The following is a 12479-nucleotide window of genomic DNA, read 5'->3' on the forward strand; positions in this document are numbered from 1 at the left end:
GACCTCGGCCTCCGTCTCGGAAGCGACCTCGAGGTCGCCGACGTCGGCCTTGATACGGGCTGCAAGCGCGTTGCCGATCCCGTCGATATCTGCGAGTTCCTCTTGGGATAGCTCGCGGATATCGTCGGCCGTCTCGACGTCCGCCTCACGGAGGCTCTCGGCTTTCGCATCACCGACGCCGCTGATGTCGGTCAGTGCCTCGTACTCGTTGTCTGGTTCCTTGTCGCTCATTAGACATCACCTCGGTCCGGCATCCCTGTGATGTAGACGCCGTCCTGGAAGACGCGCGTGTCCTTGTCAGGAACGCGCGTCAGTTGTTCGATGTCGGCCGCCGTCTGGCCGACGTCCTCGATGTTCGGGCCACGGATCGTTAGCTCCTCGCCGTCGACCGAAATCTCGGTATCGCCGCGGACGGGCGTCCGTCGCGGCGCCTTCTCGCCGAGGAAGTTCTCGATGACGACCTCGCTGTCCTGCACGGAGACCTGCATCGGGAAGTGAGAGTAAAACACCTCCATGTCGTACTCCCAGCCCTCTGTCACGCCGTGGATCATGTTCGCCACGTGGCTCTCGAAGGTTCCGACCGTCGAGTTGGTCTTTGCGTTCTCTTCGTGCGAAACGATGACGACCGCGTCAACAGTTTCAGCGTCGTCCTGTTCGGACTCCGTTGGAACGCCCTCGACCGACACCGAAATGTCGGGGTACCAGAGGCGTCGCGTGACGCTCCCTTTGGGTCCGTCGACCGTCAACTCGAGGTGGTCCATCGTCGCCGTGACTCCGTCCGGAATGTGGATTTCTCGTCGCATTGGTCAGAACACGTACGCGATTACCTGTCCACCGACGCCCTGTTCGCGGGCCTCGTAGTGGCTCATGACGCCGTGGCTGGTCGTGACGATGAGCGTCCCGTAGTCACGGGCGGGGAGGAACCGTTTCTCCCACTTCTCGAAGTCGTCCGCTCCCGCCGCGTAGCGGGGCTTGACCGTGCCACACTCGTTGATGGCGCCGTTTAGTTCGACCTCGAATCGCCCGGCTTTGCCGTCGTCGACGAACTGGAAGCCGCCGACGTACCCGCGGTCGTAAAAGACCTCGAGCACAGAGCCGATTTCGTTCGAGGCGGGCTGTATCGTCTGTTCGAGATGGCCGACGCTCTCGGCGTTGTCGAGTCCCGACAGCGCGCTGGCCAGTGGATCGTTGTCCGCCATGGTTAGCTATACTTCCTGAAGCCCATACCGCGTGCAATCTCGCGGAAGCACTGTCGGCACAGCCAGATGTCGTACTTGCCGACGAGTCCTTGCTCGCGCTCGCAGCGCTGGCACGCTTCGAGCTGGCCGGTCCGCTTTGCGGCCTGCTCGCCCGTCTGTTGTTCGGATTCTGATTCGCTCATTCTGTTTCCTCCGCTTTGACGTCGACATCGAACTTCGATTCGAGGAACGCGACCGCGTCCTCGGCTGTCAGCCGATGACCGGACGGGATCGCTCGGGCCATCTTGTTCCGTTTGCTGATTCGGTAACCGGGCCGAACCAGGTTGACTGTCACGTCAAGGCCGTAGATCCCGATCTCGGGGTCGTACTCTTGGTCCGGGAAGTCGGTGTGTTCCTCGACGCCGAAGCTGAAGTTGCCGGTCTTGTCGAACTGCGCCTCGTGCAGTTCGGCGAGCGGTAGCGCCGTCCCGAGGAACGCCTCTGCGTCCTCACCGCGCAACGTAACCTTCGTACCGATCGGATCGCCCTCACGGACGTTGAAATCTTGTATCGTCCGCTTCGCGGTGGTCCGAACCGGCTGTTGGCCCGCGACCTCGCCGATGATTTCCTCGGCCTGTGCGAGCGGCTCACCGCCTTGGCCGACGCCCATGTGGACGACGACCTTCTCGACGGTCGGCTCTCGCATCTCGTGGAACTCGCCCCCTTCGGACTCGGAGCTCATTCGTCTTCACCTCCGTCGGCGTCCGTCTCGTCCGCGTCCGCCACGTCAGTCTCGTCGGCATCCGCGTCGGCGTCGTCCGCATCGCCCGTGAAGTTCTCGTCGATGACGACGACGTACTCCTCGATCGTCTCGAAGCGTTCCTCGCCGCTTTCGGTCTCGATGAGAACGTTGTTCGGCGAGGAACCGGGTGTGACCTGGATCTCGTCTATCGTCCCGATCCGGCCCGCGTGGGCCCCGCTGACGGCCGTCACGAGTGCGCCCTCCTCGTAGGTGAAGTGGGCCACAATCTCGTTGCCGTCGTTCGAGACCACGATCGAGTCGTTGCCGTCGTAGGTCGTCGCGTCCTCGACGAGCAGTGTCTGCCCGTCGTGGAGCGTCAACTGGGTGTCGCCGCCCGGCACCTGCGCCTTGCCGGCGATCTTCCCGAGTTTCGATCCCGCCGACTCGGCGTCGATCGGGGTCAAAGAGAGCCGGCCGCCCTCGTCGGGAAACACGCGGTAGTACTCCTCACGCTCTCGGAAGGCCAGGATGTCGAACATCCCGATCGGCTGGCGCTCGTCGGAGATAGCCGTCCCGTTGACCAGGACGCTGTCCTGGCCGAGCGCGTAGCGCGCCTCCTTCTTCGAGTCGGCGTAGCCGAGCACGTCGCGCAGAACGATGAGCAGGGGGACCCCCGCCCCGCCGTGCGGACCCGCCGCGGCCTTCGTCGTGTACGTCTCCTCTTTCCGTTCGACCGGCCACGATTTCGGCACGGCCAGCCGTTTTTGATGTTTCGTCATTCGTCGTCCTCCTCGGCTTCGAGGCGCGCCTCGCGAACCTCGTCCTCAAGGTCGAGCTCCGTCACCTGGACGTTGCTCGCTTCGAGCGCACGGGGAACTTCCTCGCCGTCCGCCGTCTCGAGCGTCACGTCCTCGACGTTGATCTCCGCGTGGCGGAGGTTCACGTCGACGACCTCGCCCGTCTCGCCGGCGAAGTCGCCGCGTTGGACCTCGACCGTATCGCCCGCGTTGACGCGGACGCTCCGCTGGCCGTACTCCTCGCGGAGCTCCGACGACAGCGGTGCACGAACCTGCTTTTGTTTCTCGTGCAGCGGGGCGCGCTCCTGTCGATTGCGCTGTTTGGTTGGTTGTCGTGTCATAGCTATACGATCATCGTCGCCGTCGAGGCGATGGAGCCGAAGCGTTCGGCGACCTCTCTGGCGATCGGTCCTTTGAGTTCGGTTCCGCGGGGGTCTTCGTTCTCGTCGATGATGACGGCCGCGTTGTCTTCGAACTTCACGCGGGTGCCGTCGGGTCGTCGGATCGGCTTGCGCTGGCGGATGATGACCGCCTCAAGCACCTGCCGTCGCATCTCCGGCGTTCCCTTGGTGACCGAGACGGTCACCTTGTCACCGAGTCCCGCCTTCGGATGGCGGTTCTTGGTGCCGGAGTAGCCGGCCGTAGAGATGACTCGCAACTCGCGCGCGCCGGTGTTGTCGGCACACGTGATGAGCGAGCCCTTCTCCAATCCTTGCGTCACGTCGGCGTTGAGTGCCTCCATCAGGCATCAGCCTCCGTGACCTCGACCACGACGTGGCTCTTTGTCTTCGAGAGCGGTCGTGTCTCCGCGATCTTCACGTCGTCGCCAACGGTGAGCGGTTCCAGTACCCCCGGCACGTGCGCCGGAATCTTCGATCGTCGCTTCATCTGACGATCGTATTTGGGTACGTTCACCTCGTACTCCCGCTCGACGACGACGGTACGGTCCATGTCAGTCGAGACGACTGTCCCTTCGATGACCTGCCCGCGGACGGGCAACTCACCGTAGAAGGGACACGTCTCGTAGTCGTACTCCTCCGGGGTTTCGGGCTCCGGAGGCTGTGTTACGTCGAGTCCTATTGCCATAGTGAACCTCTGTGTGTTTCGCTGCGTCGGGCGGGTCGGGCGAGCAGTCGGTCGCCCTCGACGATCACGGCTCGCGGGCGCTGCCCGCTCTCGTTGTCCGAGGCGCGTAGCGCCCCACACTCCTTGAGCGCGAAGCGGAACGTCGTCCCCGCCTTCGGCACCTGTTTGACCCCATCGCTCGCCGCCACGAGCAACGTCCGCATCGTCTCGTCGCGAACGCGGCCGCTGATCCCGATCAGATCGGGATTCAACGCGGCCGTAACGGCCACGTCGAGGCCGGCAAGTTCGTGGCGGGCGAGCGTTTCGGGGGTCATTCCTCGAAGTCGCCCTCCTCTCGCTGTACCGTCTTCAGACGGGCGATCGTGCGTTTCAGCTCGCCGATCCGGCCCGGGTTCTCGGGGGCCCCACCGGCGGCCAGCACTGCCTTCTCGTTGAGCAGTTCCGTCTCGAGCTGTTCGAGTTCCGCCTCGCGTTCGGCGGGCGTCATGTCGCGGATCGCCTCGACGTGTAGGACAGCCATCGTTACTCAGCCTCCTCGTCGGATTCGTCCTCGCCTTCCATTTCACCGAGGAGCTCTTCTGCCTCGGCCTCGACATCCTCGTCGAGATCCTCGGGCTCGTCGGTGTCGACCTCGTCGGCCGCTGCCGGCGAATCGCCGGTCTCGCCATCGACGCTCTCGTCGACGATTTCCTCTTCAGGAACTTCCTCGACCGCCTCGGCCGTCTCCTCCTCGATGACCTCCTCGGGGTCGGCGCCAACCGATTCGGCGTCGGCCTCGTCGGGTTCTTCGAGGAGCTCCTCGACGTCGCCCTCGGGTTCCTGAATGAAGTCCTCGACCTCGATGTCCTCGTAGACCTCGAAATCGTCGGGGAGTTCCGCGTTCGGCGGAATGATCTTCACGCGCACGCCGATGGTGCCGAGTTTCATCACCGCGGTGCCGACACCGCTGTCGACGATCGTCTCGGCGGGTTCGCCGTTGTGCTTGATGTAGCCGCGGTTGAATTTCTCGACGCGGGAGCGTGCGCCCGTGACCTTTCCGCTCAGGATGATCTCGGCGCCTAACGCGCCCGAGTCCATGATCCGGTCGATGGTCGTGTGGCCGGCCTTCCGGAAGTACCAGCCACGTTCGAGGGCGTTCGCCAGCCGATCGGCGACGATCTGTGCGTTCAGATCCGGCTCGTCAACCTCTTGAACGTCGATCTGGGGGTCGTCGAGGTCGAAGTCCTCTTCGAGCGTCGTCGTGATCTTGCGGATGTTCTTGCCGCCCTTGCCGATAACCATCCCGGGCTTCTCTGCCTTCAGGACGATCTGTGTTCCCATCGGCGTCTTGGCGACATCCATGCCACCGTAGCCGGCGCGCGAGAGCTCTTCGGCGAAGAACTCGTCGATCTGGGTCCGCTGAAGTCCGTCCTCGATGAACTGGTGTTCGTCCGCCATTAGTCTTCATCCTCCCGTGCGAGCACGAGTTCGACGTCGACCTGCGGAGTGTTCCACTGCGAGGCGCGACCGAACGCTCGCGGTCTCTGGCCGGGAGACTCTCCGACCTTGTGGGCCGCGATGTGTTCGATCGCCATGTCCTCGCCGTCGAACCCCTGGTGGTCGGCGTTGTTGACGCCGTTCTCGAGGAGGTCGAGGAAAGCCTTCGAGGCCTTCTCGGGGTACCGGCCCGCGTCCCAGCCGTCGATGTCGTTACGATGGCCGACACCGCTGTTGTGGGATTTGAACGGGACGGACGTCTCGCCCTCGATGACCGACTCGAGGTAGGAGACGGCCTCGGCGGCCGTCTTGCCCTTGATCTCGCGTGCGATCTCCTTGCTGTGCTTGTGACTCATGTGACGCTCCCGAAGCATGGCTTTCGCCGTCTCGTCCGGGTCGGCGTCGACACTGTAGCTGATTCCCATAGTTATTTGAGCGGTACGAACTTCGAGGAGCGGGTCGCACCGATGCCGGCCTGTCCGTGTTCGACCGAGTTCCGCGTCAGTTGGAACTCGCCGAGGTAGTGGCCGATCATCTCCGGCTCTATCTCGACGCGTTCGAACGACTGGCCGTTGTGGACCGCGAACGTGAGCCCAACGAACACCGGGACGATCGGCATATCGCGCAGATGCGTCCGGATCGGGTTGTTCGCAGTTTCCTCTTCGCCCGCCTCGCGGGCTTTTTCGAGGAGCTTCTCCTGTTCGACGGAGAGGCCCCGCTTGATGGTTCGCCGCTGGCGTGCGGGAAGCAGTTCCGTGACCTCGTCGAGCGACAGTTCCTGCAGCTCGTCGAGCGTGTGACCACGATAGGTGAAATCACCCTCGTGGCCGATCTGGTATTCCGAACTCATTCTCGTCCTCCTTTCCCGCCACGGCCGGTCCGCTTGGAAGCGATGTCGCCGACCTTCCGGCCCGGCGGCGCGTCGCGGGAGATACTCTTGGGTTTGCCCGGGTGCTGTCGGCCGCCGCCACCGAATGGGTGGTCGACGGCGTTCATCGCGACACCGCGGACTCGCGGGTACTTGGTCCCGCGGGATTTCATCTTGTGGTGTTTGTTGCCGGCCTTGACAAACGGCTTCTCTGTTCGACCGCCGCCGGCGACCACGCCGACCGTGGCACGACACTCCGGCGATAGCCGGCGCATCTCGCCGCTCGGCAGTTCGACGACCGCGGCGTTGCGATCGTGGGTGAGAAGCGTCGCGCTCACGCCGGAGGCACGGGCGAACTTCCCGCCGTCGCCGGGCTGTCGCTCGACGTTACAGACGGGAACGCCCTCGGGGATCTCCGCGAGCGGCATCGTGTTCCCCGGTTTAATCTCCGCAGAGACGCCGATCTGGATCTCGTTGCCGACCGCCACGCCCTCGGGGGCGAGGACGAGGCGACGGTCGCCGTCGTCGAACTGCACGTCGGCCAGCGGCGCCGATCGGGCCGGGTCGTGTTCGATCCCGACGATCTCCCCGGTAACCATGTCGGTGTCCTCGACGTTTCGGTGCGAGAGGTTCGCCTTGTATCGGTGTGAGGGCGCACGGAACGTCGATGTCCCGCGACCACGTCGCTGACCTTGGATTCGTCGTCCCATTGTCAGAACACCCCGATTCGTGAAGCGACTTCCTGGGCGTCGTCGTCCGCCGAGAGGGTGACGGTCGCCTTCTTGTCGCCCTCCGTTCGAACCTGCGTGTTGACCGAGTCGACCGACACGTCGAACTGCGATTCGACGGCCTCGGCAATCTCGGGTTTGGTCGCCTCGGAATAGCAGACGAACTGTAGTTTGTTCTCGAAGTCCATGTCGTTCATTGCCTTCTCGGTGACGAGCGGATGTTTGATCGTCATCGCTCGGCCACCTCCTCGAGCGCGCTCTCGGTCCACAGCGTGAGCCGACCGGCGTCGGTGCCGGGAGCGAGGTCCTCCGTACTGACCTCGTCCGCGGTCGCGACGTCGGCGCCAGCCAGGTTGCGGGCCGCAAGCGAGGGCTCCTCGCTCGTCACGACGAGGATCGACTTCGGTTGCGTGTACTTCCGCCCGCGGGTCGTTCCGCGGCCGGCCCGGACCGTCTTGCCGTCCTCTGCGCGCCCGATGTCAGCGTAGACGCCCAGCGTTTTGAGGACCTCGACGGCCTCCTTTGTTTTGACGAGTTCCTCGAACTCGTCGCTCACGACGAGCGGGAGTTCGAGGTCGTCCTCAAACTCGTGGCCGCGAGCGGCGACCAGTTCACCGTCGGCGGTCGCGGCGATCGCGCTCCGCGTGGCGAGTTTGCGCTCCTTCGTGTTGATATCGAGTCCGCGGTCTTTCTCGGCCTTCGGCGGGTGGGCGGGGCGCCCGGAGACAGCTTGCGGCACCTCGCGTGCGCGCCCGTTCTGTCTCGGGACGTGTGCCATCCCGCGGCCGCTGCCTTGGGACTCCGCCGGGGTTCTGAGACCCGCGTACTCGTCGGTACCTGCGTCCTGCTGTCGGTTAGCCTGGGCGGCGAGCACCGCGCGCTTGATGAGGTCGGGCCGGAACGTCGTTTCGAAGACGGCCGGCAACTCAACCTCGCCCGCGTCGTCGCCATCCAGGTCGCGTACTGTTGCCTGCATGATTTATCCCTGATTGGAAGCGGTGGAGACGTACCGGACCTCGGGGTCGAGGCGCGGTTGGTCGGCCGGTCGCACCGCCGGGCGGAACCGAACGAGGCGCTTGCCGGGACCCGGAACGGAGCCCTTCACAAGGGCGTACGAACCGTCTACCTCGCCGTAGTTGACGAAGCCGCCGTCGGGTGTGACGTCTTCGTCACCAAGATCGACGAGCCGCTTGTTCAACTCGGTTCGCTGGTGGTAGCCGGTCTGTCCCTGCTGAGGGACCGTTGAGCGGACCCGCGATGGGTTCCACGGGCCGAGGTTGCCGATGCGTCGGCGCCAGCCCTGGCGGGCGTGTTTGCCCTTCCGCTTTTGAACGCCCCATCGCTTGACGGGACCCTGCGTTCCTTTGCCCTTCGTGATGCCCGCGACGTCGGCGTACTGGCCGGCGCGGAACACGTCGGTCGCGGCGTGTTCGCCCCCATCGTCGACGAGGTCGAACGCGAATTCGACTCGATCCGCAAGGGCGCCACCGCCGACGCGTGTCTCCATCACGTCGGGGCGCTTCTTCGGGACGCTCGAAAGCCCGCTCGGCAGCGTGTGGGTAATGACCCGCACGTCCGCGAGAGCACCCGCGTCGAGTGCGTCGCGGATCTGGCCTTCGGCGTCGCCGGACTGTTCGTCTGGGACGGAAAGCGCGCGACCGAGATCCTCGTGAACCTCGTCGGTCCAGGACTCGGTTAGCGGCCGCTTTCCGTACGGCGTGTCTTCGTAAGCTCGAACGGCGACAGCCCGCATGGGTGGCGTCTCGACGACGGTCACCGGAACGGTCTCCTCTTGCCCCTCTCGGGGGGAGTTGGGTTCGTCGTTGATCGTCACGACGTGGCTCATGCCGGCTTTATATCCGGCGAAGCCCTGTAACCCGGGTTGTCCCTCGTCGTCCGGCCAGGAGTTGAACCGCGGCACCTCGCTGGCCGCACGGCTGCGGGGGCTGAAGCCCATCGAGCCTTTTCGTGGTCTGCTTGGTTGTGGCATTTATCTCACTCCAGTGTGAGGGGCGCAAGCGTCGCGAACAGAGCTTCCTCCGTCCGGACGACCTCGCTACCCTGGTTCGGAACCGTATTGAGCCAAAGGTCGAACCGCGTGTTCGGTTCGTCGCCGATGGTCTCCGCGTGTGGCTCACAGCCGAGTATCTCCGGCAAGCCCCGTTCGGGGGCGCCGAAGGCGACCGTGAGTCCGTCGTCGGTCGTCTGCTCGGAGAGCTCCCCGAGCCGATCAACCGTTAATACCTCCCCGTGCCTGGACGCGGCAATTCGAATGCCAGCGTCCGGCCGGGCAAGGCAGTTGTCGATGGCCGCGCGCTCAACGGCGAACCCCGGTGGGGGTTCGGCCACGAGTTTCGCGCGAACCGGTTCTCGCGAAGAGACCCTGATGGTGACGCGTTCCCCGGCCGAAACCGCCATCGACGGCGGCACCGGCAGGGAGATCGGGTGTTGCAGTCCGCAATTGACCCGGACGCGCCCGTCAGATCCGACCTCGGTCACGATTCCCTGTCTTAACGACCCCGAACCATCCGATCCGGAGCCGGTCTGTGCACGGACACGAAGCGGCGGTAGGACACCGACGTACTCCAGTTCGTCCCGCTTGCCCCAGGCCTCCTTTCGGAGGTATGGGGGCGTAGCGGCGTACTCAAGCACTGTGCCGACGAACCCGTCGCCGAACCGGCCGTCGTCGCCCCCCCGATCGGGGTAGACGACGAGGCGGTCGACCCGAAAGACCGTCGCCGCGCGGGCGACGTAACCGAGTTTGCGAGTTGCCTCGCGTTTGTCCTCGGCTTCTCGGGTCAGAGACGACGGCACGAGCACGCTGTGCGTCATACCGTGTCGCTTCCGTGTCCGTTCACGAGACTGTGTCGATCATACCGAACCCACACTTAAAAGCAACGCGGTACGTGGCGGTTATGCGCTCTGTTGACAGGGATTTCGCGTGGAGCGTTCGCACTCGGCGGCCGCGCGTTCTTCCGCAAGCCTTTTATTCATCTCTCCGGTACGAGAAGTTGCGAAGGCGCGCTGGTAGTGTAGTGGTATCACGTGACCTTGCCATGGTCACAACCGGGGTTCAAATCCCCGCCAGCGCATTCCTCCGACGAGCAAACCGGTGAGCACCGCGAGCGCCAGCGAGGCCTCTTGAGCGTGAACGGGAAGCGATGGGGCGCGAATCGCATCCCGAACCCGTGACAGGTGGGCGAGGGGGGCCCGTTCAACGGAGTTCTGGGTAAGCGACTCACTCGATACCGAAGAGCGTCGACTGGAGCAGTCTACTCGAGATAGCCGAGAGTATCGAGGCGCTCTCTGAGTTCCCTATCGTTCTCGGCGGCGGTCTGGATGCGTTCGATCTGGCTCTCTTGGAAGTCGAGCAGTTGTAGCGCCGTCCGGAGTTTGTAGTTTGTCTCATCACCATCGACGTGTTCAAGCGCCGACTCCAACAGCGTGCGAATGGTTTCTATCGTCTCGTCGGGCGCATTTTTTACGTGGCGATATTCGGAATATAAACCTTGGTCTGATAGGAGACACCGGGGCGACTATCTTGCTTCGGGTCGATACAGAACCCATGACTGTCGTGGCACTCCTGAGCGTGGCACCGGTGATCGAGGACAGCATGGCAAGTGAGGTCGCGGCCGCTGTGGACGCGCTCGATGACTTCGACGTTGCCTACGAGACGAACCCGATGGGGACGGTGATCGAAGCCGACGACATCGACACGATCTTCGCTGCGGCGGGGGCGGCGCACAAAGCCGTCGACGCCGACCGCGTGAGCACGGTGCTGAAAATCGACGACAAGCGCGCGCACGAACTCCGCGCCCGTGAGAAGGTCGACGCCGTCGAGGACGAACTGGGTCGAGACCCAAAAAAGGAGCGATAGCGCAATCAACGGTAAGGAAAAGGCATATCCCCGGCCCCCCGTATCTTCGGGCATGAGCAGCCCCCCCGACGAGTACTATACGGACGACCGCTGGAACAACTGGTTGGACCGGCTCCGCGAGGAAAACATCGACCCCGAGAGCGACGACTCTGCGCGCTTGTTCTTCAATCTCTTGGATGACGCCACGATCGCCATCGCGAAGGTCATCACCGACTACGAGGACGGTGAACTCGATGCCGACGCCGCCGCGAAAGAACTCGGCCGCATTCGAGAAATCGTACTCTCGGAGGTCGAGATCGGCAACGAAGAGAAACTGACGCTCGTCGACGGGATTCAGACCTCGCTCGTCTGCGCCTTCTACACCGCCGAGGAGTACATCGTCGGCGGCCCCGCCGAGGAGGGAACAGTCGAGGAACACCTCCGCGCTGCCGCCGCGGCCGAAGCTGACGAGGAAGATCTCGATACCGCGCTCGCACACTGCGTCCAGGCCGGGACGCTCATCGTCGAGGGGGAGGAACTCGGCATGGACGTCGCCGAGGAGATCGAGTACGGCTTGGTCGCCGACTGGGTCAACGGCCTCGACTCGTTGGGGCGGGCGCTGGCCGACCCCGAACTGGTTGAGGAAGACGAATAGGGCGTACGTTTTTATTTACCAGTCGCGTTGTTCGGTCATGATGTTCGGACCCGACGAGCGCGCGCAGTCGACGCTGGTCGGATTTATTCTTCTGTTCGGCATTCTCGTCATCGCCTTCTCGTCGTATCAGGCGGTCGTCGTGCCGAACCAGAACGGCGAAGTGGAATTTAACCACTTTCAGGACATTCAGAACGATTTCACCGAGTTCCGGAGCACGCTGGTGAACTCAGTCGGAAGCAATGAAGAGCGTGCCGCCACCTTCAGACTCGGGACGCAGTATCCCGCCCGTTTGCTTGCGTTGAATCCGCCACCCGTCTCGGGGCAGTTGGAGACGATAGACGATGGAAATCGGAAAGTAGTGGTCAACTCGACCGACGGCGAAAATATAGCCACAGACGTATGTGGAACCGATACGCCGACAACCAACTCGCTACGCTACACGCCTAGTTATAATGAGTTTGGGAGTCCTAGATCTGTTTCATACGAAAATAGGTTCGTCGCTCGGGAGTTCAGGGACGGGAACGTGTATGATGAGCAACGGCTGATTCGGGAATCATCGAATGAGATCAATCTTTTATTATTGAATGGGTCGGTGTCTCGCGCCAGTCAGGAATCATACTCCTTCGATATTAACGCTAGTCGACGGAACAGGACAACGGAAGCAAAAGCTGTCTCTAATATTATAATACCCAGCCAGTATAGCGCTGACGAATGGGAAGGCACAATTCTAGAGGATATGGAGGTTGACGCGATACCTAATGGTGACGGACGGGTGCGGATTGAAGCTGAAGATGGTGGGAATTTAGGGAATTATAACGTCTCGTGTGCAGCCGCAGGACTTGACCGTGACCCAGCGTTCGGTCCAAGCCCTCCGAGCCCTCCAAGTCAAGATTCTTCCGATAATGGAACAGATATACTTAATCCGACAGATGTTGTTCTTGATAATGTAGAGAGAAACCAAAACAAAGGAAATGACAATTATCTAGCCCTGACATTCAGAAGTATTGATTCAAATGCGACAGTCACAGATGCTAGAATCAATTTCTACAACGCAAAGAACCAAGGCAAGACTCCATCGAATGCTGTCCTATCC

General features: G+C 62.9%; 21 protein-coding genes, 1 tRNA gene and 2 pseudogenes. 4 read left to right on the top strand and 20 right to left on the bottom strand.

What is annotated here, in order from left to right; all coding sequences use genetic code 11:
• The 19 genes and pseudogenes from ACI944_RS06005 to ACI944_RS06095 form a co-directional block, all read right to left on the bottom strand.
• Nucleotides 1-231: helix-hairpin-helix domain-containing protein (locus ACI944_RS06005; RefSeq protein ID WP_411718154.1), on the bottom strand; the 231-nt coding region annotated here is incomplete at its 3' end.
• Entirely contained in the window at nucleotides 231-803 is a 573-nt protein-coding gene (locus ACI944_RS06010; protein ID WP_411718155.1) for a 50S ribosomal protein L6, read from the bottom strand. The genes ACI944_RS06010 and ACI944_RS06005, both read right to left, overlap by 1 nt.
• Before the next feature lie 3 nt (nucleotides 804-806).
• Nucleotides 807-1199 carry a 30S ribosomal protein S8 gene (locus tag ACI944_RS06015; protein ID WP_411718156.1) on the bottom strand — a complete coding sequence of 131 codons (393 nt, stop codon included), beginning with the start codon at nucleotides 1197-1199 and terminating at the stop codon, nucleotides 807-809.
• Between the two features lie 2 nt (nucleotides 1200-1201).
• Nucleotides 1202-1381 (bottom strand): 30S ribosomal protein S14, encoded by a 180-nt coding sequence (locus tag ACI944_RS06020; protein WP_411718157.1) that lies wholly within the window; start codon nucleotides 1379-1381, stop codon nucleotides 1202-1204.
• Nucleotides 1378-1920: a 50S ribosomal protein L5 gene (locus tag ACI944_RS06025; protein ID WP_411718158.1), complete on the bottom strand. Its 543-nt coding sequence runs from the start codon at nucleotides 1918-1920 to the stop codon at nucleotides 1378-1380. Before ACI944_RS06025 ends, ACI944_RS06020 begins: the two co-directional genes overlap by 4 nt.
• Complete coding sequence (locus ACI944_RS06030; protein ID WP_411718159.1) at nucleotides 1917-2699, bottom strand: 30S ribosomal protein S4e; 783 nt, start codon at nucleotides 2697-2699, stop codon at nucleotides 1917-1919. Before ACI944_RS06030 ends, ACI944_RS06025 begins: the two co-directional genes overlap by 4 nt.
• Nucleotides 2696-3058 carry a 50S ribosomal protein L24 gene (gene rplX, locus ACI944_RS06035; RefSeq protein ID WP_411718160.1) on the bottom strand — a complete coding sequence of 121 codons (363 nt, stop codon included), beginning with the start codon at nucleotides 3056-3058 and terminating at the stop codon, nucleotides 2696-2698. Before rplX ends, ACI944_RS06030 begins: the two co-directional genes overlap by 4 nt.
• Before the next feature lie 2 nt (nucleotides 3059-3060).
• Nucleotides 3061-3459 carry a 50S ribosomal protein L14 gene (locus tag ACI944_RS06040; protein WP_411718161.1) on the bottom strand — a complete coding sequence of 133 codons (399 nt, stop codon included), beginning with the start codon at nucleotides 3457-3459 and terminating at the stop codon, nucleotides 3061-3063.
• An 11-nt stretch (nucleotides 3460-3470) separates the two neighbouring features.
• Nucleotides 3471-3803: pseudogene (locus ACI944_RS06045) on the bottom strand (30S ribosomal protein S17); the annotation flags it as partial.
• Nucleotides 3794-4117: a ribonuclease P protein component 1 gene (locus tag ACI944_RS06050; protein ID WP_411718162.1), complete on the bottom strand. Its 324-nt coding sequence runs from the start codon at nucleotides 4115-4117 to the stop codon at nucleotides 3794-3796. The pseudogene ACI944_RS06045 and the gene ACI944_RS06050, both read right to left, overlap by 10 nt.
• Nucleotides 4114-4323 (bottom strand): 50S ribosomal protein L29, encoded by a 210-nt coding sequence (gene rpmC / locus ACI944_RS06055; protein ID WP_411718163.1) that lies wholly within the window; start codon nucleotides 4321-4323, stop codon nucleotides 4114-4116. The genes ACI944_RS06050 and rpmC overlap by 4 nt, the downstream gene beginning before the upstream one ends.
• A gap of 2 nt (nucleotides 4324-4325) precedes the next feature.
• Entirely contained in the window at nucleotides 4326-5240 is a 915-nt protein-coding gene (locus ACI944_RS06060; protein ID WP_411718164.1) for a 30S ribosomal protein S3, read from the bottom strand.
• Complete coding sequence (locus ACI944_RS06065; protein WP_411718165.1) at nucleotides 5240-5704, bottom strand: 50S ribosomal protein L22; 465 nt, start codon at nucleotides 5702-5704, stop codon at nucleotides 5240-5242. The genes ACI944_RS06060 and ACI944_RS06065 overlap by 1 nt, the downstream gene beginning before the upstream one ends.
• Before the next feature lie 2 nt (nucleotides 5705-5706).
• Nucleotides 5707-6129, bottom strand: a complete 423-nt coding sequence (locus ACI944_RS06070) for a 30S ribosomal protein S19 (RefSeq protein ID WP_411718166.1) — start codon at nucleotides 6127-6129, stop codon at nucleotides 5707-5709.
• Complete coding sequence (locus ACI944_RS06075) at nucleotides 6126-6857, bottom strand: 50S ribosomal protein L2 (protein WP_411718167.1); 732 nt, start codon at nucleotides 6855-6857, stop codon at nucleotides 6126-6128. The genes ACI944_RS06070 and ACI944_RS06075 overlap by 4 nt, the downstream gene beginning before the upstream one ends.
• A 2-nt stretch (nucleotides 6858-6859) precedes the next feature.
• On the bottom strand, nucleotides 6860-7108 hold the full coding sequence (locus ACI944_RS06080) for a 50S ribosomal protein L23 (RefSeq protein ID WP_411718168.1): 249 nt from the start codon (nucleotides 7106-7108) through the stop codon (nucleotides 6860-6862).
• Nucleotides 7105-7851 carry a 50S ribosomal protein L4 gene (rpl4p, locus tag ACI944_RS06085; protein ID WP_411718169.1) on the bottom strand — a complete coding sequence of 249 codons (747 nt, stop codon included), beginning with the start codon at nucleotides 7849-7851 and terminating at the stop codon, nucleotides 7105-7107. The genes ACI944_RS06080 and rpl4p overlap by 4 nt, the downstream gene beginning before the upstream one ends.
• A 3-nt stretch (nucleotides 7852-7854) precedes the next feature.
• Nucleotides 7855-8865 (bottom strand): 50S ribosomal protein L3, encoded by a 1011-nt coding sequence (locus tag ACI944_RS06090; protein WP_411718170.1) that lies wholly within the window; start codon nucleotides 8863-8865, stop codon nucleotides 7855-7857.
• Between the two features lie 5 nt (nucleotides 8866-8870).
• Nucleotides 8871-9707, bottom strand: a complete 837-nt coding sequence (locus tag ACI944_RS06095) for a putative RNA uridine N3 methyltransferase (protein ID WP_411718171.1) — start codon at nucleotides 9705-9707, stop codon at nucleotides 8871-8873.
• 189 nt (nucleotides 9708-9896) lie between these two features.
• Here ACI944_RS06095 and ACI944_RS06100 point away from each other — a divergent pair.
• Nucleotides 9897-9967: transfer RNA gene (locus ACI944_RS06100), tRNA-Gly, on the top strand.
• 180 nt (nucleotides 9968-10147) lie between these two features.
• Here the strand turns inward: ACI944_RS06100 and ACI944_RS06105 are convergent.
• Nucleotides 10148-10315 (bottom strand): hypothetical protein, encoded by a 168-nt coding sequence (locus ACI944_RS06105; RefSeq protein ID WP_411718172.1) that lies wholly within the window; start codon nucleotides 10313-10315, stop codon nucleotides 10148-10150.
• A gap of 125 nt (nucleotides 10316-10440) precedes the next feature.
• Here ACI944_RS06105 and ACI944_RS06110 point away from each other — a divergent pair, with 125 nt between their 5' ends.
• The 3 genes and pseudogenes from ACI944_RS06110 to ACI944_RS06120 form a co-directional block, all read left to right on the top strand.
• Complete coding sequence (locus tag ACI944_RS06110; protein ID WP_411718173.1) at nucleotides 10441-10752, top strand: MTH1187 family thiamine-binding protein; 312 nt, start codon at nucleotides 10441-10443, stop codon at nucleotides 10750-10752.
• Between the two features lie 52 nt (nucleotides 10753-10804).
• The gene (locus ACI944_RS06115) at nucleotides 10805-11386 is read left to right on the top strand and encodes a DUF2150 family protein (protein WP_411718174.1); all 582 of its coding nucleotides are present in this window, start codon (nucleotides 10805-10807) and stop codon (nucleotides 11384-11386) included.
• Nucleotides 11387-11423: 37 nt separating this feature from the next.
• Nucleotides 11424-12479, top strand: a pseudogene (locus tag ACI944_RS06120) (hypothetical protein); the annotation flags it as partial.

The sequence above is a fragment of the Natronomonas sp. genome (assembly GCF_046710025.1).
Lineage (GTDB): Archaea > Halobacteriota > Halobacteria > Halobacteriales > Haloarculaceae > Natronomonas.

Excerpts from the sequence above, each read along its gene's own strand:
- ACI944_RS06115 (WP_411718174.1), top strand. The coding sequence starts at position 10,805 with ATGAGCAGCCCCCCCGACGAGTACTATACGGACGACCGCTGGAACAAC.
- ACI944_RS06065 (WP_411718165.1), bottom strand. The coding sequence starts at position 5,704 with ATGGGAATCAGCTACAGTGTCGACGCCGACCCGGACGAGACGGCGAAA.
- ACI944_RS06070 (WP_411718166.1), bottom strand. The coding sequence starts at position 6,129 with ATGAGTTCGGAATACCAGATCGGCCACGAGGGTGATTTCACCTATCGT.
- rpl4p (WP_411718169.1), bottom strand. The coding sequence starts at position 7,851 with ATGCAGGCAACAGTACGCGACCTGGATGGCGACGACGCGGGCGAGGTT.
- ACI944_RS06095 (WP_411718171.1), bottom strand. The coding sequence starts at position 9,707 with ATGACGCACAGCGTGCTCGTGCCGTCGTCTCTGACCCGAGAAGCCGAG.
- rplX (WP_411718160.1), bottom strand. The coding sequence starts at position 3,058 with ATGACACGACAACCAACCAAACAGCGCAATCGACAGGAGCGCGCCCCG.
- ACI944_RS06015 (WP_411718156.1), bottom strand. The coding sequence starts at position 1,199 with ATGGCGGACAACGATCCACTGGCCAGCGCGCTGTCGGGACTCGACAAC.
- ACI944_RS06030 (WP_411718159.1), bottom strand. The coding sequence starts at position 2,699 with ATGACGAAACATCAAAAACGGCTGGCCGTGCCGAAATCGTGGCCGGTC.
- rpmC (WP_411718163.1), bottom strand. The coding sequence starts at position 4,323 with ATGGCTGTCCTACACGTCGAGGCGATCCGCGACATGACGCCCGCCGAA.
- ACI944_RS06090 (WP_411718170.1), bottom strand. The coding sequence starts at position 8,865 with ATGCCACAACCAAGCAGACCACGAAAAGGCTCGATGGGCTTCAGCCCC.
- ACI944_RS06080 (WP_411718168.1), bottom strand. The coding sequence starts at position 7,108 with ATGACGATCAAACATCCGCTCGTCACCGAGAAGGCAATGAACGACATG.
- ACI944_RS06010 (WP_411718155.1), bottom strand. The coding sequence starts at position 803 with ATGCGACGAGAAATCCACATTCCGGACGGAGTCACGGCGACGATGGAC.
- ACI944_RS06110 (WP_411718173.1), top strand. The coding sequence starts at position 10,441 with ATGACTGTCGTGGCACTCCTGAGCGTGGCACCGGTGATCGAGGACAGC.
- ACI944_RS06075 (WP_411718167.1), bottom strand. The coding sequence starts at position 6,857 with ATGGGACGACGAATCCAAGGTCAGCGACGTGGTCGCGGGACATCGACG.
- ACI944_RS06060 (WP_411718164.1), bottom strand. The coding sequence starts at position 5,240 with ATGGCGGACGAACACCAGTTCATCGAGGACGGACTTCAGCGGACCCAG.
- ACI944_RS06025 (WP_411718158.1), bottom strand. The coding sequence starts at position 1,920 with ATGAGCTCCGAGTCCGAAGGGGGCGAGTTCCACGAGATGCGAGAGCCG.
- ACI944_RS06040 (WP_411718161.1), bottom strand. The coding sequence starts at position 3,459 with ATGGAGGCACTCAACGCCGACGTGACGCAAGGATTGGAGAAGGGCTCG.
- ACI944_RS06050 (WP_411718162.1), bottom strand. The coding sequence starts at position 4,117 with ATGACCCCCGAAACGCTCGCCCGCCACGAACTTGCCGGCCTCGACGTG.
- ACI944_RS06020 (WP_411718157.1), bottom strand. The coding sequence starts at position 1,381 with ATGAGCGAATCAGAATCCGAACAACAGACGGGCGAGCAGGCCGCAAAG.